20 protein-coding genes are annotated in these 21,390 nt (G+C 38.0%); 14 read left to right on the plus strand and 6 right to left on the minus strand.

Annotated elements, in window-relative coordinates:
* Window positions 1-118 precede the first annotated feature (118 nt).
* Window positions 119-1,840: a hypothetical protein gene (locus tag ACM03V_RS18590; protein ID WP_414622280.1), complete on the minus strand. Its 1,722-nt coding sequence runs from the start codon at window positions 1,838-1,840 to the stop codon at window positions 119-121.
* 112 nt (window positions 1,841-1,952) lie between these two features.
* Window positions 1,953-2,903: an ABC transporter ATP-binding protein gene (locus tag ACM03V_RS18595; RefSeq protein WP_414622281.1), complete on the minus strand. Its 951-nt coding sequence runs from the start codon at window positions 2,901-2,903 to the stop codon at window positions 1,953-1,955.
* A 473-nt stretch (window positions 2,904-3,376) separates the two neighbouring features.
* On the opposite strand from ACM03V_RS18595, the gene leuB reads away from it, so the two are divergent.
* From leuB to accD, 4 genes are all read left to right on the plus strand, one after another.
* Window positions 3,377-4,462, plus strand: coding sequence for a 3-isopropylmalate dehydrogenase (gene leuB / locus ACM03V_RS18600; RefSeq protein ID WP_414622282.1), 1,086 nt, complete (start codon window positions 3,377-3,379; stop codon window positions 4,460-4,462).
* 147 nt (window positions 4,463-4,609) lie between these two features.
* The gene (locus ACM03V_RS18605) at window positions 4,610-4,870 is read left to right on the plus strand and encodes a hypothetical protein (protein ID WP_414622283.1); all 261 of its coding nucleotides are present in this window, start codon (window positions 4,610-4,612) and stop codon (window positions 4,868-4,870) included.
* Between the two features lie 221 nt (window positions 4,871-5,091).
* Entirely contained in the window at window positions 5,092-5,928 is an 837-nt protein-coding gene (locus ACM03V_RS18610) for a prepilin peptidase (RefSeq protein WP_414622284.1), read from the plus strand.
* Window positions 5,929-6,542: 614 nt separating this feature from the next.
* The gene (accD, locus tag ACM03V_RS18615) at window positions 6,543-7,529 is read left to right on the plus strand and encodes an acetyl-CoA carboxylase, carboxyltransferase subunit beta (RefSeq protein WP_414622285.1); all 987 of its coding nucleotides are present in this window, start codon (window positions 6,543-6,545) and stop codon (window positions 7,527-7,529) included.
* 275 nt (window positions 7,530-7,804) lie between these two features.
* Here the strand turns inward: accD and ACM03V_RS18620 are convergent, their stop codons facing one another.
* The gene (locus tag ACM03V_RS18620; protein WP_414622286.1) at window positions 7,805-9,307 is read right to left on the minus strand and encodes an MFS transporter; all 1,503 of its coding nucleotides are present in this window, start codon (window positions 9,305-9,307) and stop codon (window positions 7,805-7,807) included.
* A 395-nt stretch (window positions 9,308-9,702) separates the two neighbouring features.
* Here ACM03V_RS18620 and ACM03V_RS18625 point away from each other — a divergent pair, with 395 nt between their 5' ends.
* The 3 genes from ACM03V_RS18625 (at window position 9,703) to ACM03V_RS18635 (ending at window position 12,170) form a co-directional block, all read left to right on the plus strand.
* Window positions 9,703-10,980 (plus strand): ABC transporter substrate-binding protein, encoded by a 1,278-nt coding sequence (locus ACM03V_RS18625; protein ID WP_414622287.1) that lies wholly within the window; start codon window positions 9,703-9,705, stop codon window positions 10,978-10,980.
* 234 nt (window positions 10,981-11,214) lie between these two features.
* Window positions 11,215-11,526 carry a sugar-transfer associated ATP-grasp domain-containing protein gene (locus tag ACM03V_RS18630; protein WP_414622362.1) on the plus strand — a complete coding sequence of 104 codons (312 nt, stop codon included), beginning with the start codon at window positions 11,215-11,217 and terminating at the stop codon, window positions 11,524-11,526.
* Between the two features lie 98 nt (window positions 11,527-11,624).
* Complete coding sequence (locus tag ACM03V_RS18635; RefSeq protein ID WP_414622288.1) at window positions 11,625-12,170, plus strand: hypothetical protein; 546 nt, start codon at window positions 11,625-11,627, stop codon at window positions 12,168-12,170.
* Window positions 12,171-12,976: 806 nt separating this feature from the next.
* On the opposite strand, the gene ACM03V_RS18640 is transcribed toward ACM03V_RS18635, so the two are convergent.
* The 3 genes from ACM03V_RS18640 to ACM03V_RS18650 all read right to left on the minus strand — a co-directional run bounded on the left by ACM03V_RS18640 (window position 12,977) and on the right by ACM03V_RS18650 (window position 16,028).
* Window positions 12,977-14,374 (minus strand): NAD(P)(+) transhydrogenase (Re/Si-specific) subunit beta, encoded by a 1,398-nt coding sequence (locus tag ACM03V_RS18640; RefSeq protein WP_414622289.1) that lies wholly within the window; start codon window positions 14,372-14,374, stop codon window positions 12,977-12,979.
* A gap of 95 nt (window positions 14,375-14,469) precedes the next feature.
* Window positions 14,470-14,757, minus strand: coding sequence for an NAD(P) transhydrogenase subunit alpha (locus ACM03V_RS18645; protein WP_414622363.1), 288 nt, complete (start codon window positions 14,755-14,757; stop codon window positions 14,470-14,472).
* A 110-nt stretch (window positions 14,758-14,867) separates the two neighbouring features.
* Window positions 14,868-16,028 (minus strand): Re/Si-specific NAD(P)(+) transhydrogenase subunit alpha, encoded by a 1,161-nt coding sequence (locus ACM03V_RS18650; protein ID WP_414622290.1) that lies wholly within the window; start codon window positions 16,026-16,028, stop codon window positions 14,868-14,870.
* A gap of 893 nt (window positions 16,029-16,921) precedes the next feature.
* Between ACM03V_RS18650 and ACM03V_RS18655 the strand changes: the two genes are divergently transcribed.
* The 7 genes from ACM03V_RS18655 (at window position 16,922) to ACM03V_RS18685 (ending at window position 21,127) form a co-directional block, all read left to right on the plus strand.
* On the plus strand, window positions 16,922-17,443 hold the full coding sequence (locus ACM03V_RS18655) for a DUF2808 domain-containing protein (protein WP_414622291.1): 522 nt from the start codon (window positions 16,922-16,924) through the stop codon (window positions 17,441-17,443).
* Window positions 17,444-17,636: 193 nt separating this feature from the next.
* Window positions 17,637-17,771: a 50S ribosomal protein L34 gene (rpmH, locus tag ACM03V_RS18660; protein ID WP_414622292.1), complete on the plus strand. Its 135-nt coding sequence runs from the start codon at window positions 17,637-17,639 to the stop codon at window positions 17,769-17,771.
* Between the two features lie 34 nt (window positions 17,772-17,805).
* Window positions 17,806-18,228 (plus strand): ribonuclease P protein component, encoded by a 423-nt coding sequence (rnpA, locus tag ACM03V_RS18665; RefSeq protein ID WP_414622293.1) that lies wholly within the window; start codon window positions 17,806-17,808, stop codon window positions 18,226-18,228.
* Window positions 18,215-18,607: a PH domain-containing protein gene (locus ACM03V_RS18670; protein WP_414622294.1), complete on the plus strand. Its 393-nt coding sequence runs from the start codon at window positions 18,215-18,217 to the stop codon at window positions 18,605-18,607. The genes rnpA and ACM03V_RS18670 overlap by 14 nt, the downstream gene beginning before the upstream one ends.
* 264 nt (window positions 18,608-18,871) lie before the next feature.
* Window positions 18,872-20,026, plus strand: coding sequence for a membrane protein insertase YidC (gene yidC, locus ACM03V_RS18675; protein WP_414622295.1), 1,155 nt, complete (start codon window positions 18,872-18,874; stop codon window positions 20,024-20,026).
* Entirely contained in the window at window positions 20,026-20,541 is a 516-nt protein-coding gene (locus ACM03V_RS18680) for a protein jag (RefSeq protein WP_414622296.1), read from the plus strand. The genes yidC and ACM03V_RS18680 overlap by 1 nt, the downstream gene beginning before the upstream one ends.
* Window positions 20,542-20,626: 85 nt before the next feature.
* Window positions 20,627-21,127: a YceD family protein gene (locus ACM03V_RS18685; protein WP_414622297.1), complete on the plus strand. Its 501-nt coding sequence runs from the start codon at window positions 20,627-20,629 to the stop codon at window positions 21,125-21,127.
* Window positions 21,128-21,390: the final 263 nt, after the last annotated feature.

A 21,390-nucleotide genomic window follows, 5' to 3' on the forward strand; every position in this document is an offset into this window, starting at 1 on the left:
ATTTATAAAGAGTTAGGGATGAAGAGTTAGAATTTGGAGTTCAAACCCTCCATATAATTTGTAGGAGTAAGAAGAAAACGCAATTAAAACTGAAAAAATTAATTGCTAGCTTTAAATCTTAAACTTTCGCTTGAGAAAACATTGCTTTACTAGCGGATTCTCCGGCGGATTTAACCTGCTTGATTAAATACCAATTCAACAACCCTAAAATAACTGCTTGGCACAGAAAAGCACTCAAAATAATAGGAAATGTAGACTTTTCAGCAGCGAACCAGAAACAAACTGTAAATAGCCACAAAATATTCGATTGCTGTACGTTTAAAGTACCTAAAATTATTATCGGTACAATTATTAATGCACTTGTTGTTCCCGCTGCCCATAAAGTGCGTTTAGAATTTTTCAACATCAGCATGATTTGAGCAATGGTAGCGTAAATCATTATCAAACTGACAAACAGCAATAAGCTACCCAGAAATCTTAAAATGTTATCGCTAGTATACGAAATTGCAACACTTGCTTTTACAAATAATACGATAAAAGCACTTATGACAATTAATAGATTGATTGCCATCGCTAAAATAGCTGGGCTTTTCTCACCAAATATTAATTCTGAAAGTAAAGATTTTTTGGGATAATCTGGACTATTTCCATTTTGATTAAATCTAAATCTTGCCCAATCTTGTATGGTTTGACGATGAGTTAAAATTAGAGCGAACAATGGCGCAAGTAGAAGCAGATTCCATACATATAAAGCACCCATACCTTCATGAAAATTCTCCCAAGAGCTACGATATTCAGAATTAGTATAATGTTCTGAGATAAAAAATCCGATAAGTACTACTTCAAAACAGGTGAAAATTAAGTAACTTTGTTGTTTACTAACAATCGTTGCATTAGGATTGCGGAAACAACGTTTTAGTGCTTGCCAAGCCCAATACGTCCATAATGCATAATTTAATAAATGTAACGCGATTACACCAATCAAACTCTTTCCTACAGCGAAATTAAAGAACTGTAATTCTTGTAAGCCTGGAGTTTGAGAATTAAATAAATCTGGGAAAAGATAATGAGTTATATTTGTAGGGCTAAATAATGTAGCAAAAGCAGCGTAGTTGTGATATTGACTATTCCCGAATGCTTGTATTGACATCCATAAGAATAGAAAAACTACACCACTACCCAACCAAGGTTTAAAACCACTAAGCGCAGAACCACCGAATACACCAAATAAACAAGCAAAGCTATAAAATAAAATAGAGCTAGCTACAAGTGTTAAGTAGAAGCATAAAATATTGCCAAAAGGAATATTTCCAATGATTCCAGTCAATATATGAAAAGGAATTGCAGCGAGAACTACCAGATAAATCAAAACTGGAACACCCAACATTTTTCCAGTAAAGATACTTGTTTCAGATTGGGGACTGAGGCGAATAAAATTCAGCGTACCTTTACGTTCTTCTTGTGATAAGTCATTAATTATCAAATAACTTCCTGCCACCAAAAGCGTAAATATAAAAATTATGCACAGTGATAGAAACATATATTTCCAGTGTTCTTGCCACCACAGTTGCATATTAATTTGATTTGTAGGACATGATACCCATCTTGCATACTGGTCTTTGACAATATTTGTTGCCTCACAATATTTAAAATCAATACTAATTTCACTTTCATTTTCAGGATTACTAGGAAATTCTCGTAATTGATATAGAAATATTACTAATTGAGTAGCTAGAGATGTTATAAACGCGATAATAACTGGAAAGGGTTTCAAACGACCTTTCAATTCCCTTAAAAGTTGCGGATTCCAATCGCCAATTTTATCAATTGAATTTAGCATGATATTAATTAGTTGTTAATGGTTAGTTGATAGTAGTGAGGAATTAGGAGTTAGGAGTTAAGAGTTATTATTTAACCTTTGACCTCTAACCTTTAACCTTTGACCTTTAAACTTAAGAAGCTTGTTTGTGTCCAAGTTTAAGGAAAATGCTTTCTAAGTCTTCTTGGGTACAGTGAAATTCATTTATAGGAATCTCAGCAGTAATAAGAGAACGTAATAAATCAGCAGAGTCTTTTTCTTCCCCAGTAAAGTTGATTTTGACGCTATTTTGATTTGCTAATATTTCCCACTCTTCTACTAACGGATTATTTTTCAGTTCACTTAATAGCGCTTCTTGTTTTCCTAAAGTTGAAATCACTATTTGTTGGGTAGCGCAACTTTTGTAAAGTTCTTGCAGCGAAGTGCTTTCAACTAAAAAGCCGAGTTCCATAATTCCTACTGAGGTACATAATTCGGCTAAATCGCTCAAAACGTGGGACGAAATCAAGATTGTCATTCCTGCTTCCTGCAATACTTTGATGATTTCCCGAAACTGCATCCTGGCAATGGGATCGAGTCCTGAAACTGGTTCGTCGAGCAGCAGTATAATCGGTTCGTGAATAATCGTTCGAGCTAAACACAACCGCTGTTTCATCCCCCTTGATAGGGTAGAAATTAAACTATTACGCTTATTTCCTAGTTGGATTAACTCTAAAACTTCGTGTAATCGTTTGGTACGTTTGGGTTCTTTGAGAAGATATAACCGAGCGAAATAATCTAGATAATCCCAAACAGTTAACTCTTTATATAAAGGATAGTCATCGGGTAAATAGCCCAAACGACGCTTCAGGGTTGGATTTGTTTTATCCCGACGCAGGCGATCGCCATTTAAATAAATTTCTCCTGCGGTTGGCTCTTCAGCTGCTGCTAACATCCTAATCAGCGATGTTTTTCCAGCACCGTTTGGTCCAATAAGTCCGTAAACCTCACCTTCACCGATTTCTAAATCAATATTGTTAACGGCTATATGTTTGTCAAATTGTTTGTATAGCCCATTGGTACGAATTGCTAATTCTTTTACCATTCTTTTTAGGTAAGTTTGATGTTTATCTACTAACTTAACTTTTACCTACAGCTTTGACATGAGTGATTTCGAGGATTATTCGAGGATTAATAATTATTTTTACTATAACTTCAAGTTTTCAGTGTATTTACTTCCTAAAACTGAAACATATTAATCTTTTCACGCTATATTTCTACGTGATTAAACCAGCAATATATTGTAGTTCATTTGTTTTAATAGGTTTGTAGTAGCGCTTCAGCGCCTCATGATTCGGAGGCGCTGAAGCGCTACTACGAACATTAATTGAATTTCATGTGATGACCAAAAATTGTTAAGTTAAGTAAAAATATTTTGATTTTAAAACATATAATTTATTTATTTTTCTCCTACTTCCTACTCCCCGTTCAAAAAAGGGACAACAACCCTCTACAAATGAGTACAGTTGCCCGGTATGATATTAAGTCTGCCCAATTTAACAAATATGTAAAAATACTATGACCCAGAACTACCGCATTACCCTACTTCCCGGCGATGGAATTGGCCCCGAAATCATGGCAGTAGCGGTAAATGTACTCAAAGTCGTAGGAAAAAAGTTTGATATACAGTTTGAATTTCAAGAAGCTTTAATTGGCGGTGCGGCAATCGATGCAAAAGGCGAACCTTTACCGGAAGCAACATTAAACACTTGTCGCGATAGCGATGCAGTTTTACTTGCTGCGATCGGTGGTTACAAATGGGATGAATTACCATCAGATAAACGTCCCGAAGCCGGTTTATTAGGATTGCGAGCTGGTTTAGAATTATTTGCAAATTTACGTCCGGCAAAAATCATACCCCAGTTAATTGACGCTTCAACTCTCAAAAAAGAAGTTGTAGAAGGCGTTGATATTATGGTAGTGCGCGAACTGACTGGTGGAATTTATTTTGGTAAACCCAAAGGAGTTTTTGAAACGGAAACTGGCGAAAAGCGGGGAATAAATACAATGGCGTATACTGAAGCGGAAATTGAACGCATTGGTAAAGTCGCTTTTGACGCAGCCCGCAAACGAGGAGGTAAACTCTGTTCTGTAGATAAAGCTAACGTTTTGGAAGTATCTCAATTGTGGCGCACCACGATCGCTAAACTAGCTCAAGAATACCAAGATGTGGAATTAAGCCACCTTTATGTAGATAATGCTGCCATGCAGCTACTACGCGCCCCTAAACAGTTTGATACTATCGTTACTGGCAACTTATTCGGCGATATTCTTTCCGACGCGGCAGCCATGCTTACCGGCAGTATAGGTATGTTACCATCTGCTAGTCTAGGAGCAAATGCCCCCGGAGTATTTGAACCAGTCCACGGTTCAGCCCCCGATATTGCAGGAGAAGATAAAGCCAATCCTCTAGCACAAATTTTGAGTGCAGCAATGATGCTACGCTACGGTTTAAACCAAGCGGATGCAGCAGACTACATAGAAAACGCGGTATTTCAAGTATTACAGATAGGTTTCCGTACAGGAGATATTATGTCCGAAGGAATGAATCAAGTCGGTTGCCAAGCTATGGGTGAAGCACTGATTCAAGCTTTAGAAAAGTAATTACAAAAGTAATTACAAAAGTAATTAGAAAAATAATCACAAAAATAATTAGATTTCTAATTTCCGTCGGAATAAATTTAGACTCCCATTACCGGAAACTTTTGGATAAACTTAATTGCAAACCTAGTCATAAAACATAAGTAATTCGTGTACGCATTACGACAAGGGCAAGAAAATTTTACAAATCCCGTAACGCAATCTCCGTTGATTGACTCTTCTATCATCAGAGCTGCGGGTCAAATTTACTATACATACTGCGAAGTGCATCCAGAAATCGCTGGACAACCTTCAGGAGTAGCAATTAATCGCGGCAATCATCGAGGAAAAGTAATTTTTACACAGCAACCAGTTCTTTTACCCCAAGAGTGTTTCGTTCCCTTAAATCAAATCGAATCTCATATGTATTAGGAGTTAGTTGTTAGTTGTTAGTTGTTAGTTGTTAGGAGTAATTAAGGTCAAAGGTTAAGGGTTAAAGGTCAAAAGCTTAAATTCTCCTTGTCCCCTTGTCTCCCCATCCCCCCATCCCCTTATCCCCCGTTCCCTATTTGAAATCACGTACTTAAGGGTTATTACTAATTACTTATTAGAAATTAGCAATTACTTTGGACGAATGATTTTGGAATAACTTGATGGATGAGTGGATTGTCGTACCGGCAAGTTTAATTGTTTTCTTATTAGGTGCATCTATTGGCAGCTTTATCAATGTTGTAGTTTATCGACTACCTGCTGGTTTGTCGATTCTTTATCCTCCTTCCCGATGTCCCCGTTGCTTAAACCGGCTAAAAGCTTACGATAACGTTCCGGTATTGGGTTGGTTGTGGTTGCGGGGGCGTTGTCGCTACTGTAAAACTAAAATCTCTCCTCGTTACCCGATTGTAGAAGCTACTACGGGGTTAATATTTGTACTGGTTTTTGTAATATTTCAATTTTCGCCATTAACTATAGGTTATTGGCTATTTTGTAGTTGGTTATTAGCGCTATCGATAATCGATCTCGACACGATGACACTACCCGGAGAACTTACAAAATCGGGTTTAGTGTTAGGTATTTTATTTCAAATGATATTAGGATTATTAGGATTTACATCAAATTCGGGTTGGTTGGGATTACTCAATCAAACGATGCTAGCAATTGCAGCAGCAGTTTTGGGACTATGGTTGTTTGATGGAATTGCCCGTATCGGTACGATTGTTTTTCGTAAAGAAGCAATGGGAGCAGGAGATGCCAAATTAGCAGCCATGATGGGAGCTTGGCTGGGTTGGAAATATTTACTTTTAGCCAGCTTTATTGCTTGTATTGCCGGAGTTGCAGTAGAAAGTGCCGTTATTCTCACAGCACAGAAAAACTTAAAAAGAAATAAACCCTTTCCTTTCGGTCCCTACTTAGCCTTGGGTTCGGCGATCGCCCTTTTTTGCGGTGAAGCGATTTTATCTACTTATTTACAATTATTTTTTCAAGGAAACTGACGAGGATGGGAAGATGGGGAGATGGAGAGATGGGGAGATGGGGAGGTGAGGGGATGGGGAGATGGGGGGATAAGAATTTTAACCTTTAACCTTTACCCTTTAACCTTTAACCTTAATAGCTGGTAACTGTTCCCTGATACCTAATAACTGTAAAATTAATTACCATTAAATCTTTTAAGGATTTGGTATTATCTTTCTGTGGCTAAAAAAATATTTAATTGTGAATTTTAAGCGCTGTTGTAACTATTGTCTTCGGATTTGCGATATTCGAGCGGGCAAACCGAGAAACTTTGTTTTTAGATAATCTGTCTTGGAATATTTATTACAAGCATGAACTGTTGCATCGTCCGTTGTGAACTGCATTACGGTCGAGGAAGTTATACAAACATATATTATAAGACTTGAATTGTTTTACATATTTTCGTTAAGCTGAAAAGCACGGATGATTAACTTCTTGTCTCTATTGCTTAGAAAAACATTGAGGAATAATATAAGTGTCTGACGTGAAAAGTTATATATTTTTAATATTATTAACATTCACACAGAAGACAGAATATAACATTCCCCGTATTCTTGACTAAATTTGACATATAATTCACCTGCATAAGATACACATGGCAAACAACGACGAAACACGCGGTTTTAAATCTTTATTTGATTGGTTTGCGAACCGACGTAAAACGGAATCTATTAGTGTTGAACGTCAAGAACGTGAAATTGCTGATGGATTGTGGCACAAATGCACTAAGTGTACTGTGCTGACTTATACGAAAGACTTGAAAGCAAATCAAATGGTTTGTAGCGAATGCGGACATCACAATCGAGTTAATAGCGATGAACGCATTCGTCAAATTATAGATACTAATACCTGGGTGGAAATGGATGAACATCTGCTTCCTACAGATCCCTTGCAGTTTCACGATCGCAAACCCTACAGTGATCGGTTGCGAGATATGCAACAAAAAACTGGTTTAACAGATGCTGTAAAAACGGGTTTGGGAGAAATAAATGGTTTACCCATCGCTTTAGGCGTAATGGACTTCCGGTTCATCGGTGCTAGCATGGGTTCTGTTGTAGGGGAAAAGCTGACACGTTTGATCGAACAAGCTACCCAGCGACGCTACCCTGTAGTTATTATCTGTACTTCTGGTGGAGCGAGAATGCAAGAAGGATTGCTCTCCTTGATGCAGATGGCGAAGATTTCAGCAGCATTAGAACTTCACCATCAACAAAAACTTCTTTACATTCCTGTTTTGACTAATCCTACAACTGGTGGAGTAACTGCAAGTTTTGCCATGTTGGGCGATATAATTTTGGCAGAGCCAAAAGCTACTATTGGTTTCGCAGGTAGACGAGTAATTGAACAAACCTTGCGAGAAAAATTACCTGAAGACTTTCAAAGCGCGGAAGATTTACTCAAGCACGGCTTTGTAGATGACATCGTTCCCCGTACTCAATTAAAGAAAACTTTGACACAATTAATTGCTTTGCATCAACCACCCTCAATGACAGCGAATAACAATTTGCTGGTGTGGGAAACAACGAGAAACTTTAACCACAAAGTTGTCAAAGAACAATCAGCAGTCAACAGCGATCAGTGAACAGTTACCAGTTACCAGTTACCAGTGAACAGTTACCTGTTTTAATAAATTAGATGTAGAGACGCGATACCCTTGCGTCTCTACAAAGTTTTAAGGATAAACAAACTAATAATCAATGAAATAAAACATTAACTAGCGGCGAATATTCCTAAATCTATAGTCATTCCAATTAATTTCCGTAGTGCGTTAACGCACTACCCACCACTTGTTTGCTATTTAAAATCACTATACACAAGATTTATCTTTAAAATTTAAGAGTATTAACTGCTCACTGCTCACTGTTGACTGTTAACTGTTTGCAACTTGCGAAAACCTTGAAATATCTTGGTTAAAGATTGTCTCCGAGCTTCTTGTACAAACAAAAGTGGAACAAGTGCTATTAACCGGAACCCTACAGACATCATAAATAATCCCGATAAGCCTCCGACAAAGGCATTTTCTGCAATAAAACCGCCGATTGTTGTGCCAATTGCACCGCTAACACCAGCAAAAGCGGCGGCGGTTGCAAAATAAACTGACTGCATTCTTACGGGTGCGATACTTAACTGTATGTTGTTGCTGCATAACTCAATTGCTGCGGTGGTACCTCCAATCAGGATATGCAGTAAAGGCAACCACAACCAAATACTTAAAATATCTACACCAATTCCCACCCATAAAAGCGGAATTACTGCAACTAAAATTCCTACTAAAAATAAGATAGTGCGATTCCCTACTTTGTCTGCTAATTTTCCCCATAAAATCAGCATTAACATCCCAGCACCAGCTTGAAAACTACCGTAAACACTCACCCAACTGACATCTAAGTCTAAGGTGTCCAACATATAAAGATTAAAAAATGGCGTACTTAAGTTGAAAGCAAACATCCATAAACTGAAGTAAGCCAAGAATATTAAAAAATTTGAATCCTTCCACATACTGGGAGGCTGGTTAAGAGGTTCGTTAAAAATTTGATTCGTAGTTTCTGAAGTTTCTTCTTTTTCTATATTATTTGAAGTTTTATGATTAAAATCTTTTACTTGCGAATAATTATGAGACTTGGGATTAATATCTGTTTTTAAAAACTGACAAGCAAGACTTGCTACACCAGCAACCAAACCTAAAATTAAAACTAATCCGTAACCTTGCATCGTACCACCAGGCCAAAAACTGACTATTAAACCAGCTATCGGTACGTAAAGCAGTATGGTAAAACTAGCAAAACTATTTCGTACACCAAAATATCTTCCTCGTAACTGCCGAGGAACCAGCATCGCCATCCAACTCAACCAAGATGCACTTCCTAAAGCTTTTAATACGTGACTCGCTAAAATTATCAACAGCGTTAAAACAACTAACTGGTGATTTTGCAAATCTCCCCAGCCCCAACTCGCTGCACCAATGGCGATCGCCAAAAATAGCCATAGCAATCTAGCAGCACCATAAGTCCAAAAACAGTAGCTGTGACGACTATCGGTACGCTCAGAAAGGTAAGCACCTAAAGGCTGCAAAAGATTTACCAACATGGGAATCGAAGAAAGCATCCCAATCTGTACGACATTTGCACCTAACTCTACTAAAAAGTTACTTAGCAGAATTCCAGTAGTAGTAATATCAAATACCGCAGCAAATACTCCATCCGCAGTAGAAGCTTTCAAACTTTTACGGATGTCATTTTTAGAAATTCTCTGATTTTGAGATTGAATTTTATAGCTCTCAGAAAGTACTGACGGATTCATAGTACTCTGAGTGTTTTCTGGAACTTCAAGAAATTCTGTATTTACCTGAACAGATTGCATTAGCCACCATAAAGAAATAGTTGTTTTTAAGCGATCGCCGACTTAAATGTTTTCAAGTGTCGTGTAGACAACTTTCTGCTAATCTTACATTACAAAAGTTAATAAAGATACATATAAATACAATTTAGTAATAGTATTACTCGTAATTTTTAAACATTATATGACTGATTTGAAACAAAAATCCTCATTAGGGAATGGTTTTACTTGATATTTTTTCTATCCGAAGTTATAAATATTAAAAAAATCTAAAATATATTCAAAAAGATTTGTAACGCTGGTATTTTGTATCTCTCATCGAATCTGCCAGGATTTGATTGATAATTGATGCATTAAATTTAGTTCTCAAGACTATTCCCTGTTCCCTATTCCCCTTGTCGTTTGCGAATCGAATCATTATGAACAAAAAACTATTTAGTTTTTTAGGAATATTGCTAGGATTTAGCTTAGTAATAGTTGGTTTTAATAATCTATTCTTATCAAATCCTTCTACATCATCAGATATAGTTACTATTAAGCTTAGCGGTTGGGGTGCAAGTGCCGTTGAACAAAAGCTGTTGAAACAATTGCTGCAAGATTTTGAAGTGGTGCATCCAGCCATAAAAGTCAAATATGAGGTCATCAACGACCAATATATGGATGTAATTAAAACTCGTTTGGTTGGGGAAGCAGCGCCAGATGTGTTTTATTTGGATGCTTTAGAAGCACCTTTCTTGATGAGTCAAAATGTTCTCGAACCTTTAGATAGTTATATAAAACCGGAATTTGATTTGAATGATTTTGAACAAACTTTGCTAAATAGCTTTAAATACGAAAACCAAATTTATGGACTTCCGAAAGATTACTCAACTCTTGCTTTATTTTTTAACAAACAAGCTTTAAGTGAAAAAGGTTTTACTAATCCTCCTGCCACTTGGAAAGAATTACTTAGTTACTCGCATAAATTAACAGAAGACAGTAATAAAGATGGCAGGATAGATAAATACGGGTTTGGAGAAATTGCCGAATTAGCCAGACAAGCTTATAAAATCAAAGCTTACAACGGACAAATTATCAATAAAAATGGTTATGCAGCTTTTGCTTCCCCTGAAGCTTTGAAAGGATTGCAATTAGCTGTCAAACAATATATAGAAGAAAAAACTTCCGCACAAAAAACAGATGTAGGAACAAACTCCGGCAGCGAAATGTTTGCCCAAGGTAAAGTCGCAATGGTAATAGAAGGAAACTGGGCAATTCCTTATTTAAAAGAAACTTTTCCTAACTTAGAATTTGGTACCGCAGAAGTGCCGACGATAAATGCTAAAAAGGGCACGATGGTATTTACCGTTGCCTACGTCATGAACAAAAAAGCAAAGCACAAAGCCGAAGCTTGGGAATTAATTTCTTATCTGACAGGAAAACAAGGTATGACAAAATGGACTGAAAATGGTATTGCTTTACCAACTAGAAAATCGGTAGCTGATAAATTAGGTTACGAACAAGATAGTTTACGCTCTGTATTTGTAGCGGGAGTCGATTACGCTATTCCTTGGCAAATTGGAAAATATTCTGCACCAATTATAAACAATTTTGAAAATCAATTTACCAGCGCTATTTTAGGACAGCAACCTTTAGAAAAAGCAATGAGAAAAGCTCAGTTAGAAGCGAATAAGCAAATTAAAACAATAGAATATTAACAAGTAATTAGTAATCAAATAATGCCGAAATTTTAGAAAAGCCGGATGAGAAATCAGAATCTGGTGGCACAATCAAATTTAGATATACGAACACAGAAGGAGTTACAAAAGTCTTTGAAAAGAAAACTTTCCTAAAGCTTCCGATGGTAAAGTTGATTTACACAGAGGTGGTTTGGGGTTAGGTATTGACCTTGGTACGGGAAAACACTGAAGGCTATTCAGAATAACCGCTACATAGAGAAACATCCTGATACTGGCGCAAACTTGCGCGATCGCCAAATTCCTCATTGGGATACTATTTTGGATATGGCAGCGAAGTTATGCGAAAAAACTGAGTTTGGCTATCTCGGTATTGACGTAGTTTTAGATCAAGAAAAAGGGTCATTACTGCTAGAAATCAATGCTCGCCCCGGACTTTCAATCCAAATTGCCAATCAAGAAGGATTAATTCCGCGATTAAAAACAATTGATTCAAATGTAAATAAACTTTCCGGAATCGAAGAGAAAATTGCTTTTGCAAAAGAGAAATTTGCGGTAAATAACTAGAAACTTCATATTGTAATGATAAACACAAGAATTTATACGGAAGATAGATCGGTGAATTGAATGGGTAAGATAACATATATTCTTATTTCTGGTTTCTGATGTTATCCGATATTGATTTGATTCGAGAATTTGTCAAAGTATCCATACAAAAAAAGGAAGTTTTATTAGCAAATTCAACATTACGAGGTGAAGCAGCTTATAAAAGCAATCAATTAACGGCAAAAAAAGAAGGGATTATTGCCACAACTAAACTAGAGCGCACATTAAATCCATTTTTTATTAAACACCAGTCAAATTACTGGCAATTAATAAGCCAGGTATTGGCTGAATACAACTTTATCCTCATGGGAGAAGTTGATAGTCGTGGTTTTTATCAATATCAATACTGCCAGATTCCACCAGGTTATGAAATGCATTGCCAAAAAGCAGGTATGCTATGGCGAATTTGGTGGAAATATCGGCGAAAAATTGAAGGTAGAGTAATTCAATTAGAACTTCTAATCCGCATCCGAAATACATGGTATCCCATCAGAGGTTTAGCAATTAGCGATGGAATGATTTATATCGAAACATTAGGAAGTGAGATTGCACTTGGCTTAGAAGATACGGTGATTTGGTTGAGTAAAGTGAAGGAAAATAAATAAGATGCTAATTCTGAATTTGCATTGCTCTTGTTAGAAAGTCTGCCTAAAAAATGGAAGCATTTTAGTAAAGTTTTATTGCTTAGCTCAAAAAACTTTGGCTTATTATTTAATTGTGCGTTTCAGCTAACTATTAATTTTTCACAATTTTGATTTGTGCCTATAATAAATACTTTTAACGGCACTTTAGCGCTAAAATCTTAGTTATCAACTTGGAAAAAAGTGGCTCTTCCGCGCTTAGTATCCTAAAAAAATATAAAAAAAGGGAACAGGGAATAGGGAACTCTTAATAGCAAAAAAAATCTTTTTTTAAATAAATTTAATCAACAGAAAGACAATTTTGTTTAAGAGAATGTAAGAATGCGTCAATAACTATACTAGGAACCTCTCTCCAAACCTCTCTCCTTTTAGGAGAGAGGCTTTGAAACCCCCATTCCCTCATAGGGAAGGGGGGCAGGGGGGTTAGGTTTCCTAGGTGCTGGAAGTAAAACATAATACTTTTCAAACATCCTCTAAGAGCAAGAGTTTCAGCTTTATTTTCTAAAATTTAAGAACCAAAAAATTTAAACATATACAGGACTTACGCAACCGCAACCAGAAAGTAGGCATTCCCAACTATAAGATTCCCCCAACCCCCCTTAAAAAGGGCAGGGCTTTGCGTAAGTCCTAATATATTTTTTCTCTACTTAAGCGTAATTCTAGGTTATGCTTTGTGCCTTAAACCCAGACTGGCATTCCTCCGCCGCTTTCCCTTGGGGAGGAATGCCAGTTGAAAGTTGAAAATTTATTTCCCCGTCACCAATAAAACATTACAACTGCTTCACTTCAGCAACTAATTTACCTACCATGTCTTTAGCACTACCAAAAAGCATCGAGGTTTTATCTTTGTAGAACAAGCCATTATCTACGCCAGCAAAACCCTTGCTCATACCGCGCTTAATGACAATCGTTTGCTTTGCGCGATCGACTTCTAAAATGGGCATACCGTAAATTGGACTATTTTTATCGCTTTTTGCAGCTGGATTCACAACATCATTTGCCCCAATAATTAAAGCAACATCAGTTTGTTCAAATTGGGGATTAACATCTTCCATATCGTAAAGCTGTTCGTAAGGTACGTTTGCTTCAGCCAATAATACATTCATATGTCCCGGCATTCTTCCAGCTACGGGATGAATCGCATACTTGACATCTACACCCATACGCTCCAATTGATCCGCCAATTCGCGAACACCATGCTGTGCTTGAGCAACAGCCATACCGTAACCGGGAACAATCACCACGGAACGAGCATAACCTAACATCATCGCACATTCTTCTGGATCGACGCTGCGAACAGTTCCTTCGGTTGTACTCTCACCAGCAGCACCACTAGTAGCTCCACCAAAAGCGCCGAATAACACGCTAAACAAAGAACGGTTCATTGCCTTACACATAATTTGTGTCAGGATTAAACCACTTGCTCCCACCAAAGCACCGGCGATGATTAACATATTGTTCATCACCACAAAACCAGCGGCGGCGGCAGCCAAACCAGAAAGCGAGTTCAACAGCGAAATTACCACCGGCATATCGCCACCACCGATAGGGATAACGAACAATACACCTAACAGTAATGAAATGCCGACTATTCCTAAAAATACGGGTAGATTATAAGGATTAACAATCAAAAGTCCACTACCGACTATATAAGCAACTAACAGCAAAATATTAATCGGTTGCTGCAAAGGATAAGTAATCGGCGAACCTTTGAGAATACCTTGTAGCTTAGCAAAGGCGATGGTACTACCTGTAAAAGTGATACCGCCGATAAATACATCCAGCAGCATCGAAATATTTACATCCAAACCAATTGGCTGATTCGTTTCCAGCAACCGCCAAAACTCCGCAACCGCTACTAAAGCAGAAGCAGAACCCCCCAAACCGTTAAGTAAACCTACCATTTGGGGCATTTGCGTCATCTGCACCGTATAAGCAGCGATCGCACCAATAGCGGAACCAATCGCTAAACCGATCAAAATCATTTGATAATTCAATACCTGCTGATTTAAGAGAGTTGCGACAATTGCCAACAACATCCCCACAGCAGCCATTACGTTACCATTTCGTGCAGTAGCAGGAGAACCTAACTTCTTTAAGCCTAGAATAAACAAAGACGAAGCTACTAAATACGTTATCTGTATCCCAGTTGGGAGAAAATCGCTCATAAAATTTGATAGTTGTTAGTTGTTAGTTATTAGTTGTTAGTTGTTAGTTGTTAGCTATTAGTTAAGAGTTAATATTCACTCCTAACTCCTAACTTCTAACCTGCTTTCTTCTTGAACATTTGCAGCATTCTGTCGGTAACTAAAAAACCACCGACAACATTAATAGTTGCAAGAGTTACGGCAATCAAACCAAGAATTACCGATAGATTTGATTCCTTGGCACCAGCAGCAACAATTGCACCCAATACAGCAATCCCGGAAATTGCATTGGAACCAGACATCAAAGGTGTATGCAAAGTTGGCGGTACTTTATTAATGACCTCAAATCCAATAAATGAAGCCAAAACAAATACGAATAAAGCAGCAATTAATGCTTCTGTCATTTCCAAAAAACTCCAATAAAAATCAGTTATCAATGACCAATTATCAATTGACAAATTGGTCATTGTATGGCGTTCCGCCACGCTTCGCTAACATTGTTCGTTGATAATTGTCAACTGTTAACTGTCAAAGCTTGTAAAGCGTCTTTAACTCGTTGATTGCGAATTTCACCATCGTGGGTGACGCAAGCGGCGTTGACAATATCGTCTTCAAAATCTAAATTCAATGCGTTGTCTTTTACCAGTAATTTCAACAGTGATACAAGATTCTTAGAATACAATTGACTGGCGTGAACTGGTACTGATGATGGTAAGTTAACTGGCCCGATGATTGTCACGCCGTTCTTAACTACATTTCCACCAGGTTCTGTATAAGCTGCGTTACCACCTTGATCTGCGGCTAAATCCACAATTACCGCACCGGGTTTCATTTGGGCAATCATTTCTTCGGTAACTAATCGAGGCGCTTTTCTACCCGGTACTTGAGCAGTTGTAATTACTACATCTGCATTTCTGACTCTATCGGTAACGGCTTCTTGAGTACGCTTTTTACTTTCCTCGGAAATTTCTTTAGCGTAACCGCCAGCGGTTGCTGTTTCTTCTTCTAATTTAACTTCGACAAATTTTGCACCTAAACTTTGTACTTCTTCTTTAACGGCAGGGCGAATATCAAAGGCTTCTACCATTGCTCCCAAACGTCGAGCTGTGGCGATCGCCTGTAAACCAGCAACCCCCGCACCCATGACAAATACTTTGGCAGGAGCAATGGTACCGGCGGCTGTTGTCAGCATGGGGAAATATTTCGGTAATGCTTCTGCGGCGATTAATACCGATTTGTAACCCGCAATAGAAGCTTGGGAAGATAAAGCATCCATACTTTGCGCCCTGGTGGTGCGAGGAATCATTTCCATACTGAAAGCAGTGATTTTTCGTTGAGCTAACTGCTCGGCAAGGGATGGATTTGCTAAAGGATTAAGAAATCCGATATATACACTTCCTTCCTTTAATGAATCAATTTCCGCGCTACCATCTTCTCGTTGTTTTGGTGGGCTGACTTTGAACAGGATATCTGCTTCACCCCACAATTTTGCAGTATCAGAAATAATTGTTGCTCCAGCTGCTTCGTAATCAGAATCGTTGTACAATGCTTTTTCACCAGCACCCGATTCTATCGATACTTCAAAGCCTTGTTGCACCAACTTTGAAACAACATCTGGAATTAATGCTACACGACGCTCGCTAGCTTCTATTTCTTTAGCAACTGCGATTCTCATGAATTCTCCTAATCGTTAATTATTTTTTAGAAACAGTGAAAATATTGAATATTACTTTAAGCCAACCCTCATTTATGCTGGGAAAGTCCGTTGGTAACAGCAAGCAGGATGGATGGGGACGACTATTGCACTTGGCGGCGAAAATAGATAGAGCCTCTTAATGCTTTTTTGGTCTTAGAAGGCAGTTTACAACACTTAAGTATTGTTCATCTTAAGTCGATTCCCAAACATATAGTCTTATCTTTAACTTTTTTTCGGGATTGAACAATACTAATTTTACTTGCTTACATATAAAAAACTTTAGTTGCTGATACCAATATCTATAGATTCGTCAAACTTAAATATTTTAATAATAATTTAGCTACATTTTTGTTTGCATTCAATCTTGTTACCACAAAGCCTGCAAATAAGCAGCAATCATATTGTTTAATTAGCTCCGCCAGATAAAATTTCTCTTTCTCTTGTCTTTCTGAAGATAGCGTAATTCAATCTATAATTGTTGGGTTAACTATTTCAATTTTTTTAACAAAATACTTCATTCTCGAAACAGTTGTACATATTTAGAAACACTATCATATTTTCATCACAATCAAGATGCATCTAATTGCTGTATTTACTTTCCTCAAAATTAAAATTATCTATCGTTTAAAATAATTAGTAAAAGCTTCCAAATATTCACACCCACTATATTCGATTCAAACAAAAAATTATACTTTTAGGTTAGATATTTTAGATACTTGTTTTTTTAGCGATTATTGCATATTAATGCGGAAGGTGACACTTTTTGTAAGTGGCTTACGTCAAGTATTTGGGATTCAGTAGTAAAGTTTAGTTACGAGCATTAACTTCGTACCGCCTTTATAACAACAATTTCTGCTAGAGGAGTGATTACTATGCGACGTTTACTTTCTGCTGTAGCCGTAACTGGCTTTTTGCTTGCTGGAGTGCCAGCTATCACCTCCGCACAAGGTTTACCAGGATTAACTTTGTTTAGCGGTGTAAAGAGCGAAAATCAACTATCATACCGATTAGATTTTGGCGGGCAAACACGTGACTGGGATCGATACCGTTTAAGAATTCCCGGCAAAAAACTGAAGATGGCAGTAGAGAAATTTGTCATAGCTTACCCAGATTATTACGACGGAGAATTCGATACCGGCGAAATTGAAATCAAAGTAGGAAGTAAAACCACAAAATTAGCTAAAGATGAAGTCAAATGGGATAAGCAAGGCAAAGTGCTTGAACTCTATCCTAAAGAAGCCATCCCCGCAGGTAAGAGCGTCGAGTTGCAGTTATCCAACACGCGAAACCCAGATTTTCCTGGAACATTCTACTTTAACTGCTTAATTCAATCTCCCGGCGACAAAACAGCGTTAACCCGCTATGTAGGAACTTGGATTATCAGCATTAATTAAAAGAGTTAGAAGTTAGGAGTTAGGAGTTAGGAATTTAATAGATTTTAGATTTTGGATTTTAGATTTAAAATCTTTCCTATCTCCCCATCTCCCCATCTCCCCATCTCTGATTATTTAATTTAGCTTTAAAATTTAAAAATTAAATGGTATAATAGCTGATTGTAATTTTTAACAGGTGCCAGGAAGGAAAATTATGAAAAGAACGTTAGGCGGCACTGTCCGTAAGAGAAAGAGAACTTCTGGATTTCGTGCGAGAATGCGGACACCGGATGGTAGAAACGTGATTCGAGCTAGAAGAAAAAAAGGTCGTCATCGTTTAAGCGTTTAAACGTTTTGTGTTGAAAGGTTAGGAGTATTTGATATTGGCTTTGCCGTCTTCAAATCGACTCAAGTCCCGACACGATTTTAGGGCAGTTTTCCGGGAAGGATTTCGCTGTCATGGTTATTACATGACCTTGAGAGCATTACAACCGCGTAATGACAAGCTACCTTCTTGGGATACTCCCGACGATTCGGAACGAGAAAAAACGCTTCCCTCACTCACTCCACCGCGAATTGGTATATCGATTAGTACCAAAGTTAGTAAAAAAGCTGTAGTACGCAACCGACTGAAGCGGCAAATCGCAGCTGTTTTATATGAATTATTACCGAAACTAGCCCCCGAATGGCGATTAGTGGTAGTTGTAAAACCAACAGCCGCACAACAAGAGTGCGGAAGCAAACAATTTCTGCAAGAATTAGAGCAGTTGTTGGTAAAAGCCGAGGTCATAAATGGGCATTCGTGAAGAAGTTTATTATGAAGGTGGTCCTCATATTGGGGATCTAATTATAGGTATACTGATTGGACTTACTATTGTTGGTATACCGTTAGCTGTTGGGGCTATTGTTAGAGCATTGTGGCTGCGTTACCGGATCACCGATCGGCGTATATCAGTCACTGGTGGTTGGATGGGACGCGATCGCACGGACATAATTTACTCGGAAGTTGTGAAAATAGCGTCAGTTCCCCGTGGTGTTGGCTTGTGGGGCGATATGGTACTAACTCTTAGAGATGGTAGCCGTTTAGAATTAAGAGCGCTTCCTAAGTTTCGGGAACTTGAAAGTTATATTTCCCAGCAGGTAAGCGCTAGAAATCCTAAGTTTGCCGATGCTGAGAAAAAGTAAGTTAATCGTCTTCAAAAAAGCCAGGTTTTTGGTAGCCGTGCCTCAAGATGAATCAATTCAAAATACAAATTTGAAAATAATTAAAAATAATTAAAAACAATTTTTAGTTTTGAATTGGTGCTATATCTATCTATTTCACAGATTGGACTATCGGTACTTGAAAAAATGTGCGGCTATCCGTAGGATAGCTAGTCACATTTTTGATCGGGATTTCGATAAATTAGATTCAGTTAATTTAGTGTCTATAGGGTTGAATTCAAAATAATGGACTTTGGTATTGGGTTCCTCTCGAACAATGTAATGCTGCCAATCATAGACTTGTTCTATAGCATTGTGCCTAGTTATGGATTGGCGATTATTGCTTTAACATTAATCATCCGTTTCTCACTTTATCCTTTAAGTGCGGGATCGATTCGCAATATGCGGAAGATGAAGATTGTGCAGCCGGTAATGCAAAAGCGGATGGCGGAAGTCAAAGAAAAATATAAAGACGATCCGCAGAAGCAGCAAGAAGAGATGATGAATACTCAAAAGGAATTCGGCAATCCGCTCGCTGGTTGCGCTCCTTTGCTTCTGCAAATGCCTGTATTGCTAGCACTTTTTGCAACATTACGGGGTTCGCCTTTCGCTACTGCAAACTACAATGTCAATTTAGACATTTTGCCTAGCGAACAAATCGAACGAATTCAACCATCTGCATTCGCTACAAAACCTTCAAGTATTTATGTTGATGAAGGCGATCGCATAAAAGTAGCTGCGATTCTTCCCGGTGGAAATAAGTTAGCTGTGGGAGAACACACCAAGCTTCAATATCAAACAGTTGATGGTAAACCGTTTGAAGAGGTTTTGGAGCAGCACCCAGAAAATAAGAATAAGTTACTGCCTCAGTGGAAAGTAACTAAAGGAGCAGAACGGATCAGCATTGATTCAGAAGGTAATATAGAAGCGTTACAGCCCGGAGATGTGACTATTCAAGGAAACATTCCTGGATTAGCAGCAGACACGGGTTTTTTGTTTATCCAGGCTTTGGGTAGAGTGGGCGCATTTGATGACGATGGTACCGTTCGTTGGGATATCGTCTGTATGATTGCACTGTTTGGCGTTTCGCTTTACGTGAGCCAGTTAATTACCGGACAAGGTAATAATGCAACTGATAATCCACAGCAGAATACTGTAGCTAAACTGACTCCAATTTTGTTTTCCGGGATGTTTTTATTCTTCCCGTTACCTGCTGGGGTATTGATGTATATGGTAATTGGTAACGTTTTCCAAACCCTACAAACTTACATCCTTTCCAAAGAACCCTTACCGGAAGACATACAAAAAATTGTGGACGCACAGGAAAAAGAAGCCTTAAGCGCAGAAGCAAAAGCGCTACCGTTTGAACCGAAAAGTAGTAAAAAGAAAGCAACAAGCTGATGATGAGCGATACTCGGATGAAACGCGGGGAGCAGTGGTTAGAAGAATTGCTGCAATTATCTGGGTTCTCTGTGGAGATTAAAAGCAATAAAGAGGAAAACACCTTGGGAGAAAAAGATCCACTTTCTCTTAATAGCTATTGGTTGACAATTGATGAATCCAAATTAACCGAAAATCAAATCCAAAATTTGATTGGACGCGATGGTAAAGTGCTAGATGCAATTCAGTATCTAGCAAATTCTATTCTTAACTTGAACCAAGAAACTGAGGAACAAGCATCTTATACAGTCGAATTAAACGGCTACCGCGTTACTCGGTTAGCCGAAATTAGCGGCATGATAGAAGAAGTAATTGATAGAGTCCGTAACACCGGACAAGAAGTGGAAGTAAAATCCCTCAGTTCAGCCGAACGTCGTCAAGTTCACACTTTGTTAAAGGGTTTTGAAGACTTAGAAAGCTTCAGTCAAGGTAAAGAACCACATCGCCATCTGGTTATACGTCCAGCAGTATGGTAAGTAGATTTGAGGGTTGGGGATATATAGAATATTCCCTTACCTTCTTCCTTTAAAGATTATTTAAAATCAATAAATGGTGAATAATATGGACGCAATTTATATTCCCCAGCTTGCTCAAGCGTCAAAACCGATAGAAGATATAGTTGTTAAAGAATTTCTACCAGGTTTAAATACTTTAACGCCAGTTCGCGGCAATATTCGCGTCGAGCATCGCGGTAATTTTTTAGAAGTAACGGCACAAGCTGAAGCAATTATGACCTTAAGCTGCAACCGCTGTTTACAACAATACAATCATCGGGTTCGACTTGATACTTCAGAAATTATTTGGTTAGATGAAGAAGCCGAAGTTGAAGAAGAATTTCTTGCCGAAAGAGAAGTTGCTTTAGACGAATTAGTAGAAAGTGTATCACCATATGGATACTTTCATCCCAGCGTTTGGCTATACGAACAAATGTGTTTAGAGATTCCCCAGCGTCAATTATGCGAAGAAAAATGTCCGGGAATACAACCAAATCAAGATAGTACAGAAGATAAACCAATTGATAGTCGTTGGGCTTCTTTACAATCTTTGAAAAGACAGTTGTAATGCAGGATATAAATTATAATAATTGCTGCTGTTTAGAAACCTGGTTTTTTGGAAACACTGGGTTTTTTTAATATTAATTAAAGCATGATTGAAGAACGTGAATATTATGAGCAAAACGCAGGCAGAAAAATCACATAATTCAGATGATGAGCTTCTAGCTGAATACCAATTTGATTACAAGAAGTCGAAGCCTAACCGCTTTGTAAATCGTCGATACCTTCGATCCAGTTTCAGATTTAGTAACAGAAGCAAGACATCGCGAA

Origin of the sequence: Calothrix sp. CCY 0018, assembly GCF_963920925.1 — a bacterium.
Lineage (GTDB): Bacteria > Cyanobacteriota > Cyanobacteriia > Cyanobacteriales > Nostocaceae > Rivularia.

Bases quoted from the DNA above. Each gene is read 5' to 3' on its own strand.
- yidC (WP_414622295.1), top strand. From the start codon at position 18,872: ATGGACTTTGGTATTGGGTTCCTCTCGAACAATGTAATGCTGCCAATC.
- ACM03V_RS18635 (WP_414622288.1), top strand. From the start codon at position 11,625: ATGTTATCCGATATTGATTTGATTCGAGAATTTGTCAAAGTATCCATA.
- ACM03V_RS18645 (WP_414622363.1), bottom strand. From the start codon at position 14,757: ATGACAGAAGCATTAATTGCTGCTTTATTCGTATTTGTTTTGGCTTCA.
- leuB (WP_414622282.1), top strand. From the start codon at position 3,377: ATGACCCAGAACTACCGCATTACCCTACTTCCCGGCGATGGAATTGGC.
- ACM03V_RS18655 (WP_414622291.1), top strand. From the start codon at position 16,922: ATGCGACGTTTACTTTCTGCTGTAGCCGTAACTGGCTTTTTGCTTGCT.
- ACM03V_RS18610 (WP_414622284.1), top strand. From the start codon at position 5,092: ATGGATGAGTGGATTGTCGTACCGGCAAGTTTAATTGTTTTCTTATTA.
- ACM03V_RS18650 (WP_414622290.1), bottom strand. From the start codon at position 16,028: ATGAGAATCGCAGTTGCTAAAGAAATAGAAGCTAGCGAGCGTCGTGTA.
- ACM03V_RS18670 (WP_414622294.1), top strand. From the start codon at position 18,215: ATGGGCATTCGTGAAGAAGTTTATTATGAAGGTGGTCCTCATATTGGG.
- ACM03V_RS18625 (WP_414622287.1), top strand. From the start codon at position 9,703: ATGAACAAAAAACTATTTAGTTTTTTAGGAATATTGCTAGGATTTAGC.
- accD (WP_414622285.1), top strand. From the start codon at position 6,543: ATGGCAAACAACGACGAAACACGCGGTTTTAAATCTTTATTTGATTGG.
- ACM03V_RS18685 (WP_414622297.1), top strand. From the start codon at position 20,627: ATGGACGCAATTTATATTCCCCAGCTTGCTCAAGCGTCAAAACCGATA.
- ACM03V_RS18590 (WP_414622280.1), bottom strand. From the start codon at position 1,840: ATGCTAAATTCAATTGATAAAATTGGCGATTGGAATCCGCAACTTTTA.
- rpmH (WP_414622292.1), top strand. From the start codon at position 17,637: ATGAAAAGAACGTTAGGCGGCACTGTCCGTAAGAGAAAGAGAACTTCT.
- ACM03V_RS18620 (WP_414622286.1), bottom strand. From the start codon at position 9,307: ATGCAATCTGTTCAGGTAAATACAGAATTTCTTGAAGTTCCAGAAAAC.
- ACM03V_RS18680 (WP_414622296.1), top strand. From the start codon at position 20,026: ATGATGAGCGATACTCGGATGAAACGCGGGGAGCAGTGGTTAGAAGAA.
- ACM03V_RS18640 (WP_414622289.1), bottom strand. From the start codon at position 14,374: ATGAGCGATTTTCTCCCAACTGGGATACAGATAACGTATTTAGTAGCT.
- ACM03V_RS18595 (WP_414622281.1), bottom strand. From the start codon at position 2,903: ATGGTAAAAGAATTAGCAATTCGTACCAATGGGCTATACAAACAATTT.